General features: G+C 28.4%; 12 protein-coding genes. All 12 read left to right on the forward strand.

What is annotated here, in order from left to right; all coding sequences use genetic code 11:
- Positions 1–167: 167 nt before the first annotated feature.
- The 12 genes from aspS to CSPA_RS12615 all read left to right on the forward strand — a co-directional run bounded on the left by aspS (position 168) and on the right by CSPA_RS12615 (position 15030).
- Entirely contained in the window at positions 168–1958 is a 1791-nt protein-coding gene (aspS, locus tag CSPA_RS12560; RefSeq protein ID WP_015392655.1) for an aspartate--tRNA ligase, read from the forward strand.
- 197 nt (positions 1959–2155) lie between these two features.
- Positions 2156–2920: a flagellin gene (locus CSPA_RS12565; protein ID WP_015392656.1), complete on the forward strand. Its 765-nt coding sequence runs from the start codon at positions 2156–2158 to the stop codon at positions 2918–2920.
- Between the two features lie 575 nt (positions 2921–3495).
- On the forward strand, positions 3496–4188 hold the full coding sequence (locus CSPA_RS12570) for a DUF554 domain-containing protein (protein WP_015392657.1): 693 nt from the start codon (positions 3496–3498) through the stop codon (positions 4186–4188).
- Positions 4189–4502: 314 nt separating this feature from the next.
- Complete coding sequence (gene loaP / locus CSPA_RS12575) at positions 4503–5027, forward strand: antiterminator LoaP (RefSeq protein WP_015392658.1); 525 nt, start codon at positions 4503–4505, stop codon at positions 5025–5027.
- Positions 5028–5167: 140 nt separating this feature from the next.
- Positions 5168–6286: a glycosyltransferase family 4 protein gene (locus CSPA_RS12580; RefSeq protein ID WP_241393446.1), complete on the forward strand. Its 1119-nt coding sequence runs from the start codon at positions 5168–5170 to the stop codon at positions 6284–6286.
- A 47-nt stretch (positions 6287–6333) separates the two neighbouring features.
- Positions 6334–7500: a polysaccharide pyruvyl transferase family protein gene (locus tag CSPA_RS12585; protein WP_015392660.1), complete on the forward strand. Its 1167-nt coding sequence runs from the start codon at positions 6334–6336 to the stop codon at positions 7498–7500.
- A gap of 14 nt (positions 7501–7514) precedes the next feature.
- The gene (locus tag CSPA_RS12590; RefSeq protein WP_015392661.1) at positions 7515–8714 is read left to right on the forward strand and encodes a Coenzyme F420 hydrogenase/dehydrogenase, beta subunit C-terminal domain; all 1200 of its coding nucleotides are present in this window, start codon (positions 7515–7517) and stop codon (positions 8712–8714) included.
- Positions 8715–8779: 65 nt separating this feature from the next.
- On the forward strand, positions 8780–9967 hold the full coding sequence (locus CSPA_RS12595; protein WP_015392662.1) for a glycosyltransferase: 1188 nt from the start codon (positions 8780–8782) through the stop codon (positions 9965–9967).
- Between the two features lie 17 nt (positions 9968–9984).
- On the forward strand, positions 9985–10902 hold the full coding sequence (locus CSPA_RS12600; protein ID WP_015392663.1) for a glycosyltransferase: 918 nt from the start codon (positions 9985–9987) through the stop codon (positions 10900–10902).
- Between the two features lie 73 nt (positions 10903–10975).
- Positions 10976–12286, forward strand: coding sequence for an O-antigen polymerase (locus CSPA_RS12605; protein WP_158399834.1), 1311 nt, complete (start codon positions 10976–10978; stop codon positions 12284–12286).
- Positions 12287–12599: 313 nt separating this feature from the next.
- The gene (locus tag CSPA_RS12610) at positions 12600–13253 is read left to right on the forward strand and encodes a CatB-related O-acetyltransferase (protein ID WP_015392665.1); all 654 of its coding nucleotides are present in this window, start codon (positions 12600–12602) and stop codon (positions 13251–13253) included.
- A gap of 331 nt (positions 13254–13584) precedes the next feature.
- Positions 13585–15030, forward strand: a complete 1446-nt coding sequence (locus CSPA_RS12615; protein ID WP_015392666.1) for a lipopolysaccharide biosynthesis protein — start codon at positions 13585–13587, stop codon at positions 15028–15030.
- Positions 15031–15033: the final 3 nt, after the last annotated feature.

The raw sequence follows: 15033 nt of genomic DNA on the forward strand, positions 1-15033 counted from the left end.
ATTAAAATTTAAAATGAATTGACAATTGATGATTAAAGCCATACTAAGGCAATCGCATGCCAATTTATAATATATAAATAAAGAAATCCCAAAGGGATTTCATCAAAAATTGTTAACTGTAAACTGTAAATTGTTAACTGTTAACTGACATAAATGGAGGTTTAGTAATGGGTGAATCTTTAAATGGATTAAAGCGTACAATGATGTGTGGTGAACCTAGAGAAGAACATGTTGGTAAAAAGATTACTTTAATGGGATGGGTTCAAAGAAATAGAAAGCTTGGAGCACTTGAATTTATTGATTTAAGAGATAAAACAGGTATAATGCAAGTAGTTTTCGGAGAGGAAATAAATGCTGAAGCTTTTGAAAAAGCAAAAGCAGTAAGATCTGAATACTGTATAGCTGTAACAGGTGAAGTTGTAAAAAGAGAAAGTGTTAATGAAAACATGCCAACTGGTTATGTTGAATTAAAATGCGAAGCTATAAAGATTCTTTCTGAATCTGAAACTCCACCAATATATATTAAAGAAGATTTAGATGCTGCTGAAAATATCAGATTAAAATATAGATATTTAGATTTAAGAAGACCTGATATGCAAAAGATTTTTGAAATCAGAAGTAAAACTACTAAAGCTATTAGAGATTACTTAGAAGAACATAACTTCTTAGATGTGGAAACTCCAATTTTAACTAAGAGTACTCCAGAAGGAGCTAGAGACTATTTAGTCCCTTCAAGAAACTATCCAGGAATGTTCTATGCACTTCCACAATCTCCACAAATATTTAAGCAGTTATTAATGGTATCTGGTTTCGACAGATATTATCAAATTGCTAAATGTTTTAGAGATGAAGATTTAAGAGCTAATAGACAACCTGAATTTACTCAAGTTGATATGGAATTAAGCTTTGTTGAACAAGAAGACATAATGGCTGTAAATGAAGGATTAATTGCTCATGTATTTAAAAAGGTAGCAGGTGTAGATGTCCAGCTTCCTATTAAGAGAATGACATTTAAAGATGCTATGGAAAAATACGGTTCAGATAAACCAGATTTAAGATTTGGAATGGAAATAACTGATATTACAGAAGACGTTAAAGATTTAGATTTTGTTGTGTTTAAATCTGCAATAGAGGCTGGAGGATCTGTTAGAGCATTATGCTTAAAGGGTGGAGCTGATCTAGGAAGAAAGCCTTTAGATAAATTAGGCGAATTTGTTAAAACCTATAAGGCAAAAGGTCTAGCATGGATTCAACTTAAGGAAGATGGTGTTAAATCATCAATAGCTAAATTCTTAACTGATGATGTGACTAATGCTATTGCAAAAACTATGAAGGCTGAAAATGGAGATGCTATTTTAATAGTAGCAGATAAGAATTCAGTTGTATTCCAAAGTTTAGGTGCATTAAGATTAGAACTTGCTAAACAATTTGAATTAATTAAAGATAAAAAGGAATTTAACTTTACTTGGATCACTGAATTCCCATTATTTGAATACAGTGAAGAAGAAGAAAGATATACAGCTTGTCACCACCCATTTACTGCACCAATGGATGAAGATTTAGAATTTATTGAATCAAATCCAGGTATTGTGAGATCTAAAGCTTATGATTTAGTATTAAATGGTGAAGAATTAGGTGGAGGATCTATAAGAATTCATGAAATGGCTCTTCAAGAAAGAATGTTTAAAGCATTAGGCTTTACAGAAGAACAGGCATGGGAAAGGTTTGGATTCTTGTTACAAGCATTTAAGTTTGGACCACCACCACATGGAGGCTTGGCATTTGGATTGGATAGAATGATAATGTTCTTAGCTGGAACAGAAAATATCAAAGATGTTATTGTATTCCCTAAAAACCAAAATGCATATTGCTATTTAAGTGAAGCACCAAATATTGCTGACGAAAAGCAATTGACTGAACTTGGAATTGGAATACTTCCTAAAGAAAATGATAAATAAAAATTAATTTTAAATAACTATGTTTAATTAATTATTAAGCATAGTTATTTTTTGATTAAAATTTAAATTAAAAAGGTTGAAAAATATTTTGTTAGTTAACATATATGAGCATAGTAACTAAAAATGTATGTATTATTTTGTTTTAATATGTTATAATGTGGGTATATAATATAAGAAATGTTATTGGAGGTGATTAAATGGTAATTTCAAGTATGAATAATTATGCTAGTATGCAAAAATTACAAATGGCTATGATAAAAATGTCATCAGGTACTAAAATTAACTCAGCAGCAGATGATGCAGCAGGTCTTTCAATTTCTCAAAAGATGTTGTCACAATCAAATGGATATTCACAAGCTAACGAAAATGCAGCAGATGCTCAAAATGCAAGTAATGTAGCAGAAGGTGGACTAAGTGGAATAGAAGACAGTCTTCAAAGAATTAGAGAGTTATCAGTTAAAGCAGGAAATGGTATATATTCTGATCAAGATAGAGCAATGATGCAAAAAGAAATTGATCAAGAAAAGGCATCAATTACAGATCAAGTTAAAGGAACTGAATTTAATACAATTAAAATGTTAGATAATAATTCAGACATAAATTTAGCTATAAATTCTAAAGGAAATGGAATGTCAATGAAAATGGTTGACACTTCACTAGAAACATTAGGAATTGCTGATTATGATGTTACTAAAAACTTTAGTATTGATGCTATTGATAAGGCTATAGCTAAGGTAACATCGGCTAGAAACAATTTTGGAACCACTAGTAACATATTAGATAAAGTAATTGATAGTAATGATATTACTAATCATAATCTTATGGCTTCAATGAGCAAAATAACTGATACTGATTATGCAAAATCATCAACTGACTTTAGTACTCAAAGTGCATTAAATCAATATAATTATATGGCATCACAGGCCAATATTCAGCAGTTCTCTTTATTAGCAAAAGTATAGAAAAAATAAATTTTATATTGATATCTAAGGCTTTTCTTACATTTAGTAAGAAGGTCTTTTTTTTATGTGAATCAATGATTTAAATAATTTGAAAGGATCGTGATAACTAGGATTATAAAAGAATGAAATATAGATATCCAAATTAATAATTCAACTTATAAATGTAATATACATACATCATTGAGAAATTATAATCGTAACACTACACTAGAAATCAGATACATTTTTCTGGAAGCAGGCATGTGAAATTGAGATGATGATGGTTCTTAATGGCGGCTTGTTTTATTTACAGCTTGTCTAAAAGTGAATGTCCAAATTTTATATTTGGAAACATGAACTTTCTCCTTGGGGATTTTACATCTGGAACACGCTGAAATGACGACAAGCCGCCATTTAGAACCTTCCATCGAAAATTTCACTAGTCCTGTGGAAGATAAATGTATCTGATTTAGGTAATTGTTGCATAAGTCTAATTTTCGATTTGGATATCTTTATTTATTAATAATAAAATTGAACATTGTTAGAAATATGCTATAATTAAATTCAATGTACAAACATAAAAATGGGGGATAAAAATGTTAGGAACAATAGTAAATGCATTAGCAATAATAGGTGGCTGTTTAGCGGGATTAATAGTAAAAGGACGACTAACTGAAAAGATAAGTTCAACCATAATGAATGGTTTGGCTTTATGTGTACTTTATATAGGAATATCAGGTGCTCTAAAAGGTAAGGATACTTTAGAAATCATAATTTGTATAGCATTAGGAGCCCTTATTGGAGAAATAATTGATTTAGATAAGAGACTTAATGATTTGGGAGATATGATTGAAAATAAAATAAATGGAAACAAAAAGAATAAAGAGAAAGAAAAGATTTCTATATCAGAAGGTTTTGTTACATCAAGTTTATTATTTTGTGTAGGAGCTATGGCAGTAGTTGGCTCACTTGAAAGTGGCCTCCAGGGGAATCATACAACTCTTTTTGCAAAATCAATACTAGATGGAGTATCTGCAATAATATTTACATCCTCTCTTGGAATAGGAGTAATGCTGTCTTCAGTTGCAATTTTAATTTATCAAGGAAGTATAACACTACTTGCAGGTTGTCTTTCCACAGTGCTTACAGATAGTGTAATCAGCAATATGTCTGCGGTTGGAAGCCTTTTAATTGTAGGACTTGCATTTAATATGCTTGGAGTAACTAAAATTAAGGTAGCTAATTTACTTCCGGCGATATTTATTCCGATAATCTATACCTTATTTTAACAAGAAATAAAAATTTAAAATAGAGTAAGTATTTAATAAAATCAAAATACTTACTCTATTTTTTTATTCGATATAGGTTGATGATAATGTTTACTTAATAAGTTTATAGGAGCAAGTTAATTAATTTCTGTAATAAATTTGTGGAATAAGTAATATTATTAGTAGCAGGTGACTAATACAAAGTTAACGTATTATTTGAAGAAAACAGAATAAAGAGTTTGTGAAGTCAGAGATAAAAATGTAAAGGGACATATTATACATTTATTTAGATAAAATTAGAAAACAGATTTATCAATATAATGAGGTGATCGTAATTGTATTTCAAAAAGAATGAAGCTTGGTATGTTTTATTTGTAAATACAAATCAAGAAGAAAAAGTAAAAGGAATTCTTGAAAAAGAAATTGGCGATAAGTATAAATTCATTATACCAACAAGAGAACTTAAGGAAAGAAAAAATGGAAAATGGCATTATGTTAGGCGAAAATTATTTCCAGGGTATATTTTTATAAAAACCTCAATGAATATTGATATGTACTATAAACTAAAAAATGCTCCTGGAATAATTAGATTGCTAAGGAGTGAAGATGAAATTTTAACAGTTTCTGAAGAGGAATTAAATATATTAAGTATGTTTTTAAGTAATAATGATATTAACATAGGAATTTCTGAATTATATAGGGATAAGGATATTATTAGAATAATTTCAGGACCTTTATTAGGATTAGAAGGGCAAATTGTAAAATTTAATTTTAGAAAATGCAGAGCAAAGGTAAATATCAATTTTATGAATGAAGTAAGAGTAGTGGAACTTGGTATTGAGCTAGTTGAAAAAATCTGAATTATAATTTGGGTGTTTCGGCCCCATAGAAAGATTAAGAGGTTATAGTTTGTTTTTGTAGCATAGCTAGAGTTATGTGAATGGGCGAAGCTATGCCTAGAGACATTATTTATCTTACAGATTGGAGAGGACTATTATTAATGAAAAAAAGAATTATGCATATAGTTCAATCAGCTGGAGGGGTTGAACGGTATATATTAATGTTATTGAAAAATATGGATTCTTCAAAATATGAAAATATTCTTGTATGTTCAAATGATTACAAAGAGGAAAACTATAATGGATTGGTTAATGTTTTTGAATGTATAAATATGATTAGGCCAATAAATATTGTATCTGATGTTAAGGCAATAATATATGTTAGAAGTATTATTAAAAAATATAAACCTAATATTGTGTACATGCATTCTAGTAAAGGTGGGGCAATAGGAAGAATCGCAAATATAGGTATCAAAAATAATAGCATTTATAATCCACATGGATGGTCCTTTAATATGGATTGTGATCCTAAGAAAAAAGCTATATATCGATGGACTGAGAGATTGCTCTCACGATTATGCAACATTATTATTGCAATTTCAGATTATGAGAAAAAAACGGCAATTGAAAATAAAATATGTCGCCCTGATAAAATTAGAGTTATTTATAATGGAACTGATATTGATGAATATATAAGGAAGAAAGACATTTATTCGCTAACAAGGGCTGATTTAGGAATACAAAATGATGCATATATTATAGGAACAGTAGGACGTCTTTCAAAACAGAAAGCTCCTGACACATTTATTAAAGCTGCAGGAATTATAAAGAAATATATTCCAAAGGCTTTTTTTTTGATGGTTGGAGATGGAGAGATGAAAAATGAAATTGAAGATCTGATAAGAAAAATGGATTTACAAAAGTCAGTATTAGTTACTGGATGGGTTAATGAGCCTATGGAATATATACGACTTTTTGATCAAGCAATGCTCTTATCCAGATGGGAAGGTTTTGGGTTAGTGCTAACTGAATATATGCTTGCAAAAAAGCCAATTATTGCAACGAAAGTTGATGCAATTTCAGATTTAATTACAGATAGGGTAAATGGACTTCTTGTAAAAATGGATGATATTGAGGCTATTGCACGAGCAAGTAAAGAGATATATGAAGATAAAGAGTTGGTTAATTTAATGATAAATAATAGTTTTAGGCTTGTGAATGAAAGATTTAATATAAAGAGAGTGGTTTCAGAACTTGAAACATTATTTAATAATAAATAAAGATTTTTTTCTTATAGATTTCAGCTTTTAAATTGGGAGGGATATGCGTGAAAAAAGTAGCAATTGTATCCTGTTACTTTATGGAAAATTATGGAAGTATGCTTCAAGCATATGCAACTCAGAAAATATTAGATAACTTTGGAGTTGAAAATGAAACAATTTGTATAAAGGGATTAGATAAAGAAATTAAATACAGGAAGGTGAAATATTTTGCTAGTAAAGTTTTAGATATTGATACTGTAAGAAATAAATGGAGTTTTATTAAACATAGTATTTACAAAATTATTAATTTATATGGATTTAAAGATAAAATGAAGAAAAGAAGTGCTGCATTTGAAAAATTTTTGCCTTTGTTTCATATTTCAAGGGAGTATGCGTCTTTTGACCAATTAAAAAATGTAGTTAGCAGTTACTCGTCTGTAATTGTTGGAAGTGATCAATTATGGTTACCATCGAATATTTCAGCAGATTACTATACTTTGAATTGGGTTCCCTATGAAATAAAAAAGATTTCATATGCTACAAGCTTCGGAGTAGCACATTTAGAAGAAAAATTTCAGAATTTAGCAAAATCATTCTTAACACGGATTAATTATTTATCTGTTAGAGAGCTGTCAGGTCAAAAACTTATTAAAGAAATTACAGGGATTGATGCAAAAATTGTATGTGACCCTACACTTCTTTTCACAGCAGATGAATGGATGGATGTTCAACCTAAAGAAAGACTAATAAAAAAACCCTATATTTTCTGTTATTTTATTGGTAACAATAGAGATCAGCGTAAATTTGTAAATAAGCTAAAAATTGTAACAGGTTATAAGATTGTTGCACTACTGCATATTGATGAATTTATAAGATACGATGAAGCTCTTGTGGATGAGGCTCCATATCATATAACACCTGGTGATTTTATTAACTTAATAAGAAATGCAGAGTATGTTTGTACCGATTCTTTTCATGGATCAGTTTTTTCAATATTAAACAAAAAGAAATTTTTTACTTTTAAACGCTTTAAAGCCAATAGAAAAGGATCTACAAATTCTAGATTAGACTCATTATTTAATTTGTTGGGATTGGAAGAAAGAATGCTTTCTCCAAATGATGATGTGGAGCATTGTATTCATATGAAAATTGATTATGAAACAGTTCATAAAAAACTAAATAGTTTTAGAGAAGAGTCAAAAAAATATCTTAGAGAGGCGTTAGGAATATAAATGGTGGATAATTAATGATAACAATAACTGATAAATCAAAATGCTGTGGCTGCAATGCTTGTGCTAATATATGTCCTAAAAATTGTATAAAGATGAAAAGAGATGAAGAAGGATTTCTATATCCTGATATATGCCAAGATGAATGCATAAGTTGTAACCTTTGTGAAAGTGTTTGTCCTGAAATAAATGTAAGAGCAGAGGTACCTTTTAAGCAAGATGGATATATTGTACAAATTAAAGATGAAAACATTCGTAGAGAGAGCACTGCAGGTGGAGCCTTTTCTGCAATTGCTAGATATATAATCCAAAGTGGTGGTGTGGTCTTTGGAGTAGTAATGGATGATAAATTTTTAGCGCATCATACTTATGTTGAAAGTGAACTAGAATTACAGAAATATAGAAATAGTAAATATGTTCAAAGTTTTGTTGGTGAATCGACTTTTAAGCAGGTTAGAGAATTTTTAAATAAAGGCAGAACGGTATGCTTCAGTGGTACTCCATGTCAGATTGAAGGGTTAAAACTTTTTTTAAAGGAGGACTATAAAAAGCTCATTACAGTTGATGTAGTATGCCGTGCAGTTCCATCACCCCTTGCATTTGAGAAATATATAGAGCTTCAGAATAAATGTTTAGGCACTGATATAATAAATGTTCGATTTAGGGATAAATACTTTGGTTATAAATATTCTACAATGAATATCTGTACTGCAAAGAATAATTGGAGTTATCACCGTGGAATTGAATCTGACCCTTGGCTCAGAGCTTTTTTTTCAGGAATCTGCAATCGACCGTCATGTTATGAATGCAATTTTAGGAAAAGATATAGGGTAAGTGATTTTACTATTTGGGATTGCTTTTCTGTTTGTAATTTTTCAAAAAAAATGGATGATGATAAGGGGACTACGAGAATGTTAGTTCATACGAGTAAAGGAAGAGAGCTATTTGACAAGATAAAAGAAGAAATAAAGTATGTTGAATTAAATCCAGATGAAATTGTTAATGGAGTTAAGGAGATTTTTGAACCATCTAAGCGAAATCCAAAGAGGGATGAGTTTATGGCAGATTTAAATATACTGGATGCGGAAAAACTATTTAAAAAGTACTTTCCAAATACGATAAAAGTTAAAATTAAAAGATTTATAAGAATTGCTTTATATAAATTGAGAATATACAAGTTTGTAAAAAATCTTTATTCAATTATTCTAAAAAAATAGGTGGAATAATTAAATAAATAATAGGAAGGAGAATTTGTGCTATATAGAAGTAGTACGTAATATATATGAAATTGATGTTTATACATGGTGGAACAAAATTGAAGGAAGATGCTTCTGGAAACTTATATACCGATGGAAATTTTAATAATAAAATATGGGATAGATATCGTGTATTTTGTGATGATTTGCAAGTGTTATTGCGAAAAGAAGCTAAAATTTATGATAAGGACTATGCAATTAACAAATTTAATAAATTAGATAAAGATAGAGTCGAGTGTATTCCAATGCCAGAAATATATGCACCTGTGAAAAATTACTTCAATTTTGGGATTAGGCGGAAAATAAAGAGTATAATTGAGAATTCTATTAAGCAATGTGATTATGTCATTGTTAGGTCAGCATCAAATTATTATTGTATTCAAGCTATAAAGATAGCTAAGAAATATAATAAACCATATTTGGTAGAAGTAACTGGGATTGCCTTTCATGCCAATTGGTATCATAGCATAAAAGGAAAGCTTGTTGCTTTTTATTCTGAAATGTGTGTTAAGCATTATGTTGGTCAAGCTCCTTATGCAATTTATGTAACAAATGAAGTTCTTCAAAAGAGATATCCTTGTAAGGGAAGAACTCTTGGCTGCTCAGATGTTGAGTTAACTGATGTTAATGAACAAGTTTTAGAAGATAGGCTTAATAGAATTGAGAATGAGAAAACAAAAATTATAATTGGAACTGCTGCATTTTTAAATGTGAAGTGGAAGGGACAAGAATATGTTATCCGTGCTTTAGCAAAATTAAAAAAAATGGGTATTGATAATATAGAGTATCAATTAATTGGAGTAGGAGATAAAACATATCTTCAAAATATAGCTAATAAATATAAAGTTTTAGACTGTGTGAAAATATTGGGAGGTAAGCCTCATGATGAGGTTTTTGAATGGTTAGATTCAATAGATATATATATTCAACCAAGTTTCCAAGAAGGGCTTTGTAGGGCTTTAGTTGAAGCTATGAGTAGAGCGTGCCCTATAATATGCTCTAATGTAGGTGGTAATAAGGAACTTGCAAATAAAGAATTACTTTTTAAAAAGGGGAATGTCAATGATATTGTTAAGACGATTAATAAGATAATTGACAAGAATCTTCAGAGACAAGAAGTCGTTAGAAGTTTTGAAAAAGCAAAAGAATATAAAAAAGAAATATTAGATAAAAAGCGAAATGATTTTTATTTAGAGTTCATTAAAAGAAAATAAGGAGAATAATTATAAGTATGAAAATTTCTGTTGTAATGGCAACTTATAATGGTGAAAAATTTATAATTGAACAATTAGAGTCAATAATTAACCAGACTGTATTACCTGATGAAGTAATCATATGTGATGATAAATCCGAGGATTTAACAATTACAATAATAGAGGATTTTATTAAAAAGAATGACTTAATTGGATGGAAGGTATATGAAAATTCTTTTAACTTAGGTTATTCAGCTAATTTTAGTAGAGCATTAAAATTAGCAACAGGAGATTTGATTTTTTTAGCAGATCAAGATGATATATGGTTAAAGGATAAAATACAAATTATGTCTGAAGTAATGAATAGGCATTTAGAAATAGATTTATTAGCTTCGAATGTTATTCCATTCTATATGGACGAAAAATCCAATAAAGTAAACTATGAAAGAATTGGAATAAAATCTTTAGTAAAAATTCCTTTTAGCAGCCGTTGGATTAAACCTGTGAGACCTGGTTGCTCCTTTTGCATACGGAAGAATTTATTAAAGGATTATTATAAAATATGGTTTAATAAATATCCACATGATTGCTTGTTATGGGGACTTGCAAATTTAAATAGCAGTTCCTATTTAATTAATAGAAACACAATTAAATATAGAAGGCATGGCTTAACTGCTTCTAACAGAGGTAATAAACAGTTAGATTATAGGCTTGTTAATATAAAAAATGAAATTGTAATAGCCAAAAGAATGCTTAGCTATTTAACATCAAAAAATAATTTCAATGATAATAAAAAAAAATTTATACGAAAGCAAAAAGAAGTTTATGAAAAAAGATACAATGCTCTAATTTCAAACAATCTATTCTCAGCGATAAAGCTATTATTAAATATTAAGTATTATGCAAGAATTAGATTTTGGCTTACTGATTTATATTATATTTTACAGAAGAATTAGAAGAAGGATTTATTATAAAATACTAATAATTTAAATTGAGGAATTAGTTATGATATATATTTTACTTTTTACAATGATATTATTTTTAGTGTTATCATATAGGGTTTTTGATAGAGATATTATTTCGCCATCAGTAATAGTTTGTATAATGTTTATTATTTGTATTACTTTTGCTACTTATAATATTGATAATTGGGGAATTGATTATCAATTTAAAACTTACATGATACTTTTTCTAGGATTACTTAGTTTTATAATCACTGGAATTATTATTAATTATGCTTGTAAGATAAGTTTAAGAAAAAAAATAAATAAGAACTATAATAATGAGTTAAAGTTATATTATTTGGATAAAAAGATAATGTTTATTTTTTTAGTAATAGATATTGGCACAACTTTTTTTTATTTTAAAGAAGTATATAGGATTTCTCTTTTGGCAGGAAATGACTTGGGATATTTAGGAATGATGAGTTACTATAGAGGTTATGTTGCATATAATTCATTAGCTGAGGGGATTCCAACCTTGCTAACAGAATTTGTTAAATTATGTACTGCTTTAGGCTTTGTTTCTATATATATTTTTATTTATAACTCAATAATTAAAAGAGATTTCAAGAGGGATGGATATTTAATAATATTTATATTATTGACAATGATTCAAACAGTATTAGGCGGAGGCAGAGGAACAATTTTATGGTTATTTTCAACAGCCTTTGTAGCAAGCTATATAACTGTAATGAGAAAGCGAAATTGGAAGGGATATATTAATTCTAAATATATAAAAGATGGAATTTTAATACTTATAGTTTTGCTATTTGGCTTTTATTTTCTAAAAAATTTAATAAGAATTTTTAATACTACTGATTCTATTGTTGATTATATTTCAGCCTATGCAGGAGGATCAATTCAATTATTTGATTTATATATAAAAGATCCAATACTACCTTCGAAATTAGTGGGACAAGAATCCTTTGTTGGTATATATAATACCTTGGATAAACTAGGTTTTATGGATATAGCATCATTTTATCCTAATAATTCAAACTTGGAGTTTAGATTATCAAATGGAATTAGTATAGGAAATGTTTATGGTGCTTTTCGAAGATATTATCACGATTTTGGAATAGTAGGAGTCTGTGGTTTACAAATGATATGCTCAGCATTTTACCATATATATTATAACAAGATTAGGACTTTTAATAAAAGCCATAAATCAGATTTCTATATTTTATTATACTCATATTTAACATATCATCTTTTTATGATGCCAATAGATGATATCTTTTTTAAAAATTTTATTTCTTTAAATTGTATCACAACAGTAATTTTATTATATGTTGTATACCATATCATGAGTAATGTGAAAATTAAACTTATGCGGTAACTTACCGAAATTACATACATTTTCATTCCACAGGACTTATGAAATTTTCGCTAGAAGCTTCTAAATGGGGACTTACCGCCATTTCAGCGTGCTCCAGATGTAAAATTTGGACAAGCTGAAATGGAACAAGCCCCCATTAATAATCTTCAACAGCTCAATTTCATATGCCTGTTCCACAAAAATGTATGCAATTTCTGGTTTAGTGATCTCATTTAAGTTTAACGAATATACAGCAATTTTCCATTTATAAGTTCGATTATTAATTTGGGCATCTATAGGAAGTTTAAAATTAATTTATAAGGGGTTAATATAAGTGAGTTTATTTAGAAAAATAAAATATGCAATAGATAAATTTCATATACGGAGATATTGGAGAAAAATTAATAAACACAATTATACAAGATTAGGAATAATAAGCAATCCTATGTATATTAACTTAATTAAGAATGGACATGTAATAATTGGTAAGAATACATATGGACAAATTAATATTCACTCAACGGGAAATATTAATGAATATTTGTGCATAGGTTCTAATTGCTCTATATCTTGTTATTCTGATTTTTTATTAGGAGGAGAGCATAACTATAAATGTATAACAATGTATCCATATAAGGTAAGAAAGTTTAATTATTTATTTGAAGCATTAACTAAAGGTCCACTTATAATAGATGATGAGGTTTGGATTGGAGATAAAGCTCTTATTCTATCAGGGGTGCATATTGGAAAGGGTGCAATTGTTGCTGCTGGAAGTGTTGTTGTTCATGATGTACCACCATATGCAATTGTTGGTGGTAATCCTGCAAAAGTAATAAAATACAGATTTTCAAGTACAATAATTAATAAAATAATGTCTATTAATTTGAGTGAAATGAATGTATCAATTGAAGATATAGAATATCTCTATAAAAATATAACAGAAGAAAATGTTGATGAATTAGTAGAATACTTTAAAACAAAATCATAAACTAAAGCAGTTAAATGTAGACCTTAATAGAACTTAATATATCAAAAGGAGTTTTGTATGTAAAAAATAAAAAAATTTTTTGATTGAGGCTGTGCCAAAAAACAATATTAAAGTTTTTAATTTGCAGACTATTTTAGATAAAGAGTACTCAAGTGAAATATATGATGACATGCTCAAGAAGTCAAAAATATAAGTTAACATATAGAATAAAATTCCCAAGTATAAGAAATGGAAAATTAACTTTTTATGGATATTTAATGAATAATTCTAACTAGATGCTAGACAATTATAATTGAAATTTTAAATATAATTAATTTCTGAGGAAATATAAATGAATAACCGAGTTAAAGAAATTATAAAAAATATTATTTATATTGTAACTGCTAATGGAATAGGAATGATAATATCTGCACTAATTACTCTTATTGTTCCTAAATTTTTAGGAGTTAAAGAATATGGCTATTGGCAGCTGTATACGCTTTATATATCATATGTTGGATTTTTCGCCTTCGGATGGTGTGATGGAATTTATTTAAGATTTGGAGGATATAAATATGAGGATCTTGAGAAGGAAACTTTTGTTTCTCAATTTTGGTTATTAACTATATTCCAAGTATTTTTATCCTTGCTGTTATTTATAGCAGCTATATTTTTAATTAAAGACTCTAACAAACAGTATGTAGCATATATGACTATATTATGTGGATTTGTAACAATAATAAAATCTTTTGTCTTACTAATTTTACAAGCAACAAATCGTATCAGAGAATTTGCTAAGTATACACGATTAAATCAATATATATATATTGTAATAACTATGGCAGCACTATTTTTAGGAATTCGTAGTTTTGAGATTTTACTAATAATTGATATCATAAGTAAATTTATAGTATTAATTTTATGCTTTAAATGCTGCAAAGAAGTAATATGGGGAACATTTGCTCCGCTAGTATGTGCTATGGCTGAAGCTAAAATGAATATTAATGCTGGAATAAAATTAATGCTTGCTAATATAGCTAGTTCCTTAATAATCGGAATTGTTAGAATTGGAATCGAACGTAAATGGGATATCTTTGTATTTGGAAAGCTATCATTGACCTTGAGTATTTCAAATTTGCTGGTGTCGTTTATTAATGCAATAGGAGTTGTTATGTATCCAATTCTTAGAAGAATGCCTAGAGATAAACTTCCAAGTATGTATACTGCATTACGTACATTGCTAATGAGTGTACTTTTGCTTGTGTTAGCATCATATTATCCTTTAAAAGTTATTATGTCAATGTGGCTGCCTAATTATGCTGATAGCTTGATTTATATGGCTATATTGTTTCCTATGTGCATTTATGAAAGTCATATGGCTTTATTAATAAACACCTATTTGAAAACTTTAAGAAAAGAGGCAGTTATGTTATATATTAACGTATTATCAGTAGTTGCTAGTTTAATATTAACAAGTGCTATTGTGCTTTTCTTTAATAATTTGAATTTATTGGTGTTTTTGATTGTAGCTCTTATTGCATTTAGATGTATAATTGCTGAATTATACATTAGCAGGATTATGGGGATAAGAGTAGGAAAAGATATGGTAATAGAATCTGTTATGTCAATAGCATTTATTACTTTAGCTTGGTTTTCTAGTTGTGTAATTGGATTTATGATTTATATAATTTTCTATGTAATATATATATCGATAAAGAAGAAGGATATTATGGAGAAACTATCAACACTAAAAACCACTATATGGAGTGAACAAAAAGAAGTTAGTAGCCTAATATAAATA

The organism is Clostridium saccharoperbutylacetonicum N1-4(HMT) (assembly GCF_000340885.1).
Taxonomy (GTDB): domain Bacteria; phylum Bacillota; class Clostridia; order Clostridiales; family Clostridiaceae; genus Clostridium; species Clostridium saccharoperbutylacetonicum.

Bases quoted from the DNA above. Each gene is read 5' to 3' on its own strand.
- aspS (WP_015392655.1), top strand. From the start codon at position 168: ATGGGTGAATCTTTAAATGGATTAAAGCGTACAATGATGTGTGGTGAA.
- CSPA_RS12565 (WP_015392656.1), top strand. From the start codon at position 2,156: ATGGTAATTTCAAGTATGAATAATTATGCTAGTATGCAAAAATTACAA.
- CSPA_RS12570 (WP_015392657.1), top strand. From the start codon at position 3,496: ATGTTAGGAACAATAGTAAATGCATTAGCAATAATAGGTGGCTGTTTA.
- CSPA_RS12580 (WP_241393446.1), top strand. From the start codon at position 5,168: ATGAAAAAAAGAATTATGCATATAGTTCAATCAGCTGGAGGGGTTGAA.
- CSPA_RS12590 (WP_015392661.1), top strand. From the start codon at position 7,515: ATGATAACAATAACTGATAAATCAAAATGCTGTGGCTGCAATGCTTGT.
- CSPA_RS12595 (WP_015392662.1), top strand. From the start codon at position 8,780: ATGAAATTGATGTTTATACATGGTGGAACAAAATTGAAGGAAGATGCT.
- CSPA_RS12600 (WP_015392663.1), top strand. From the start codon at position 9,985: ATGAAAATTTCTGTTGTAATGGCAACTTATAATGGTGAAAAATTTATA.
- CSPA_RS12605 (WP_158399834.1), top strand. From the start codon at position 10,976: ATGATATTATTTTTAGTGTTATCATATAGGGTTTTTGATAGAGATATT.
- CSPA_RS12615 (WP_015392666.1), top strand. From the start codon at position 13,585: ATGAATAACCGAGTTAAAGAAATTATAAAAAATATTATTTATATTGTA.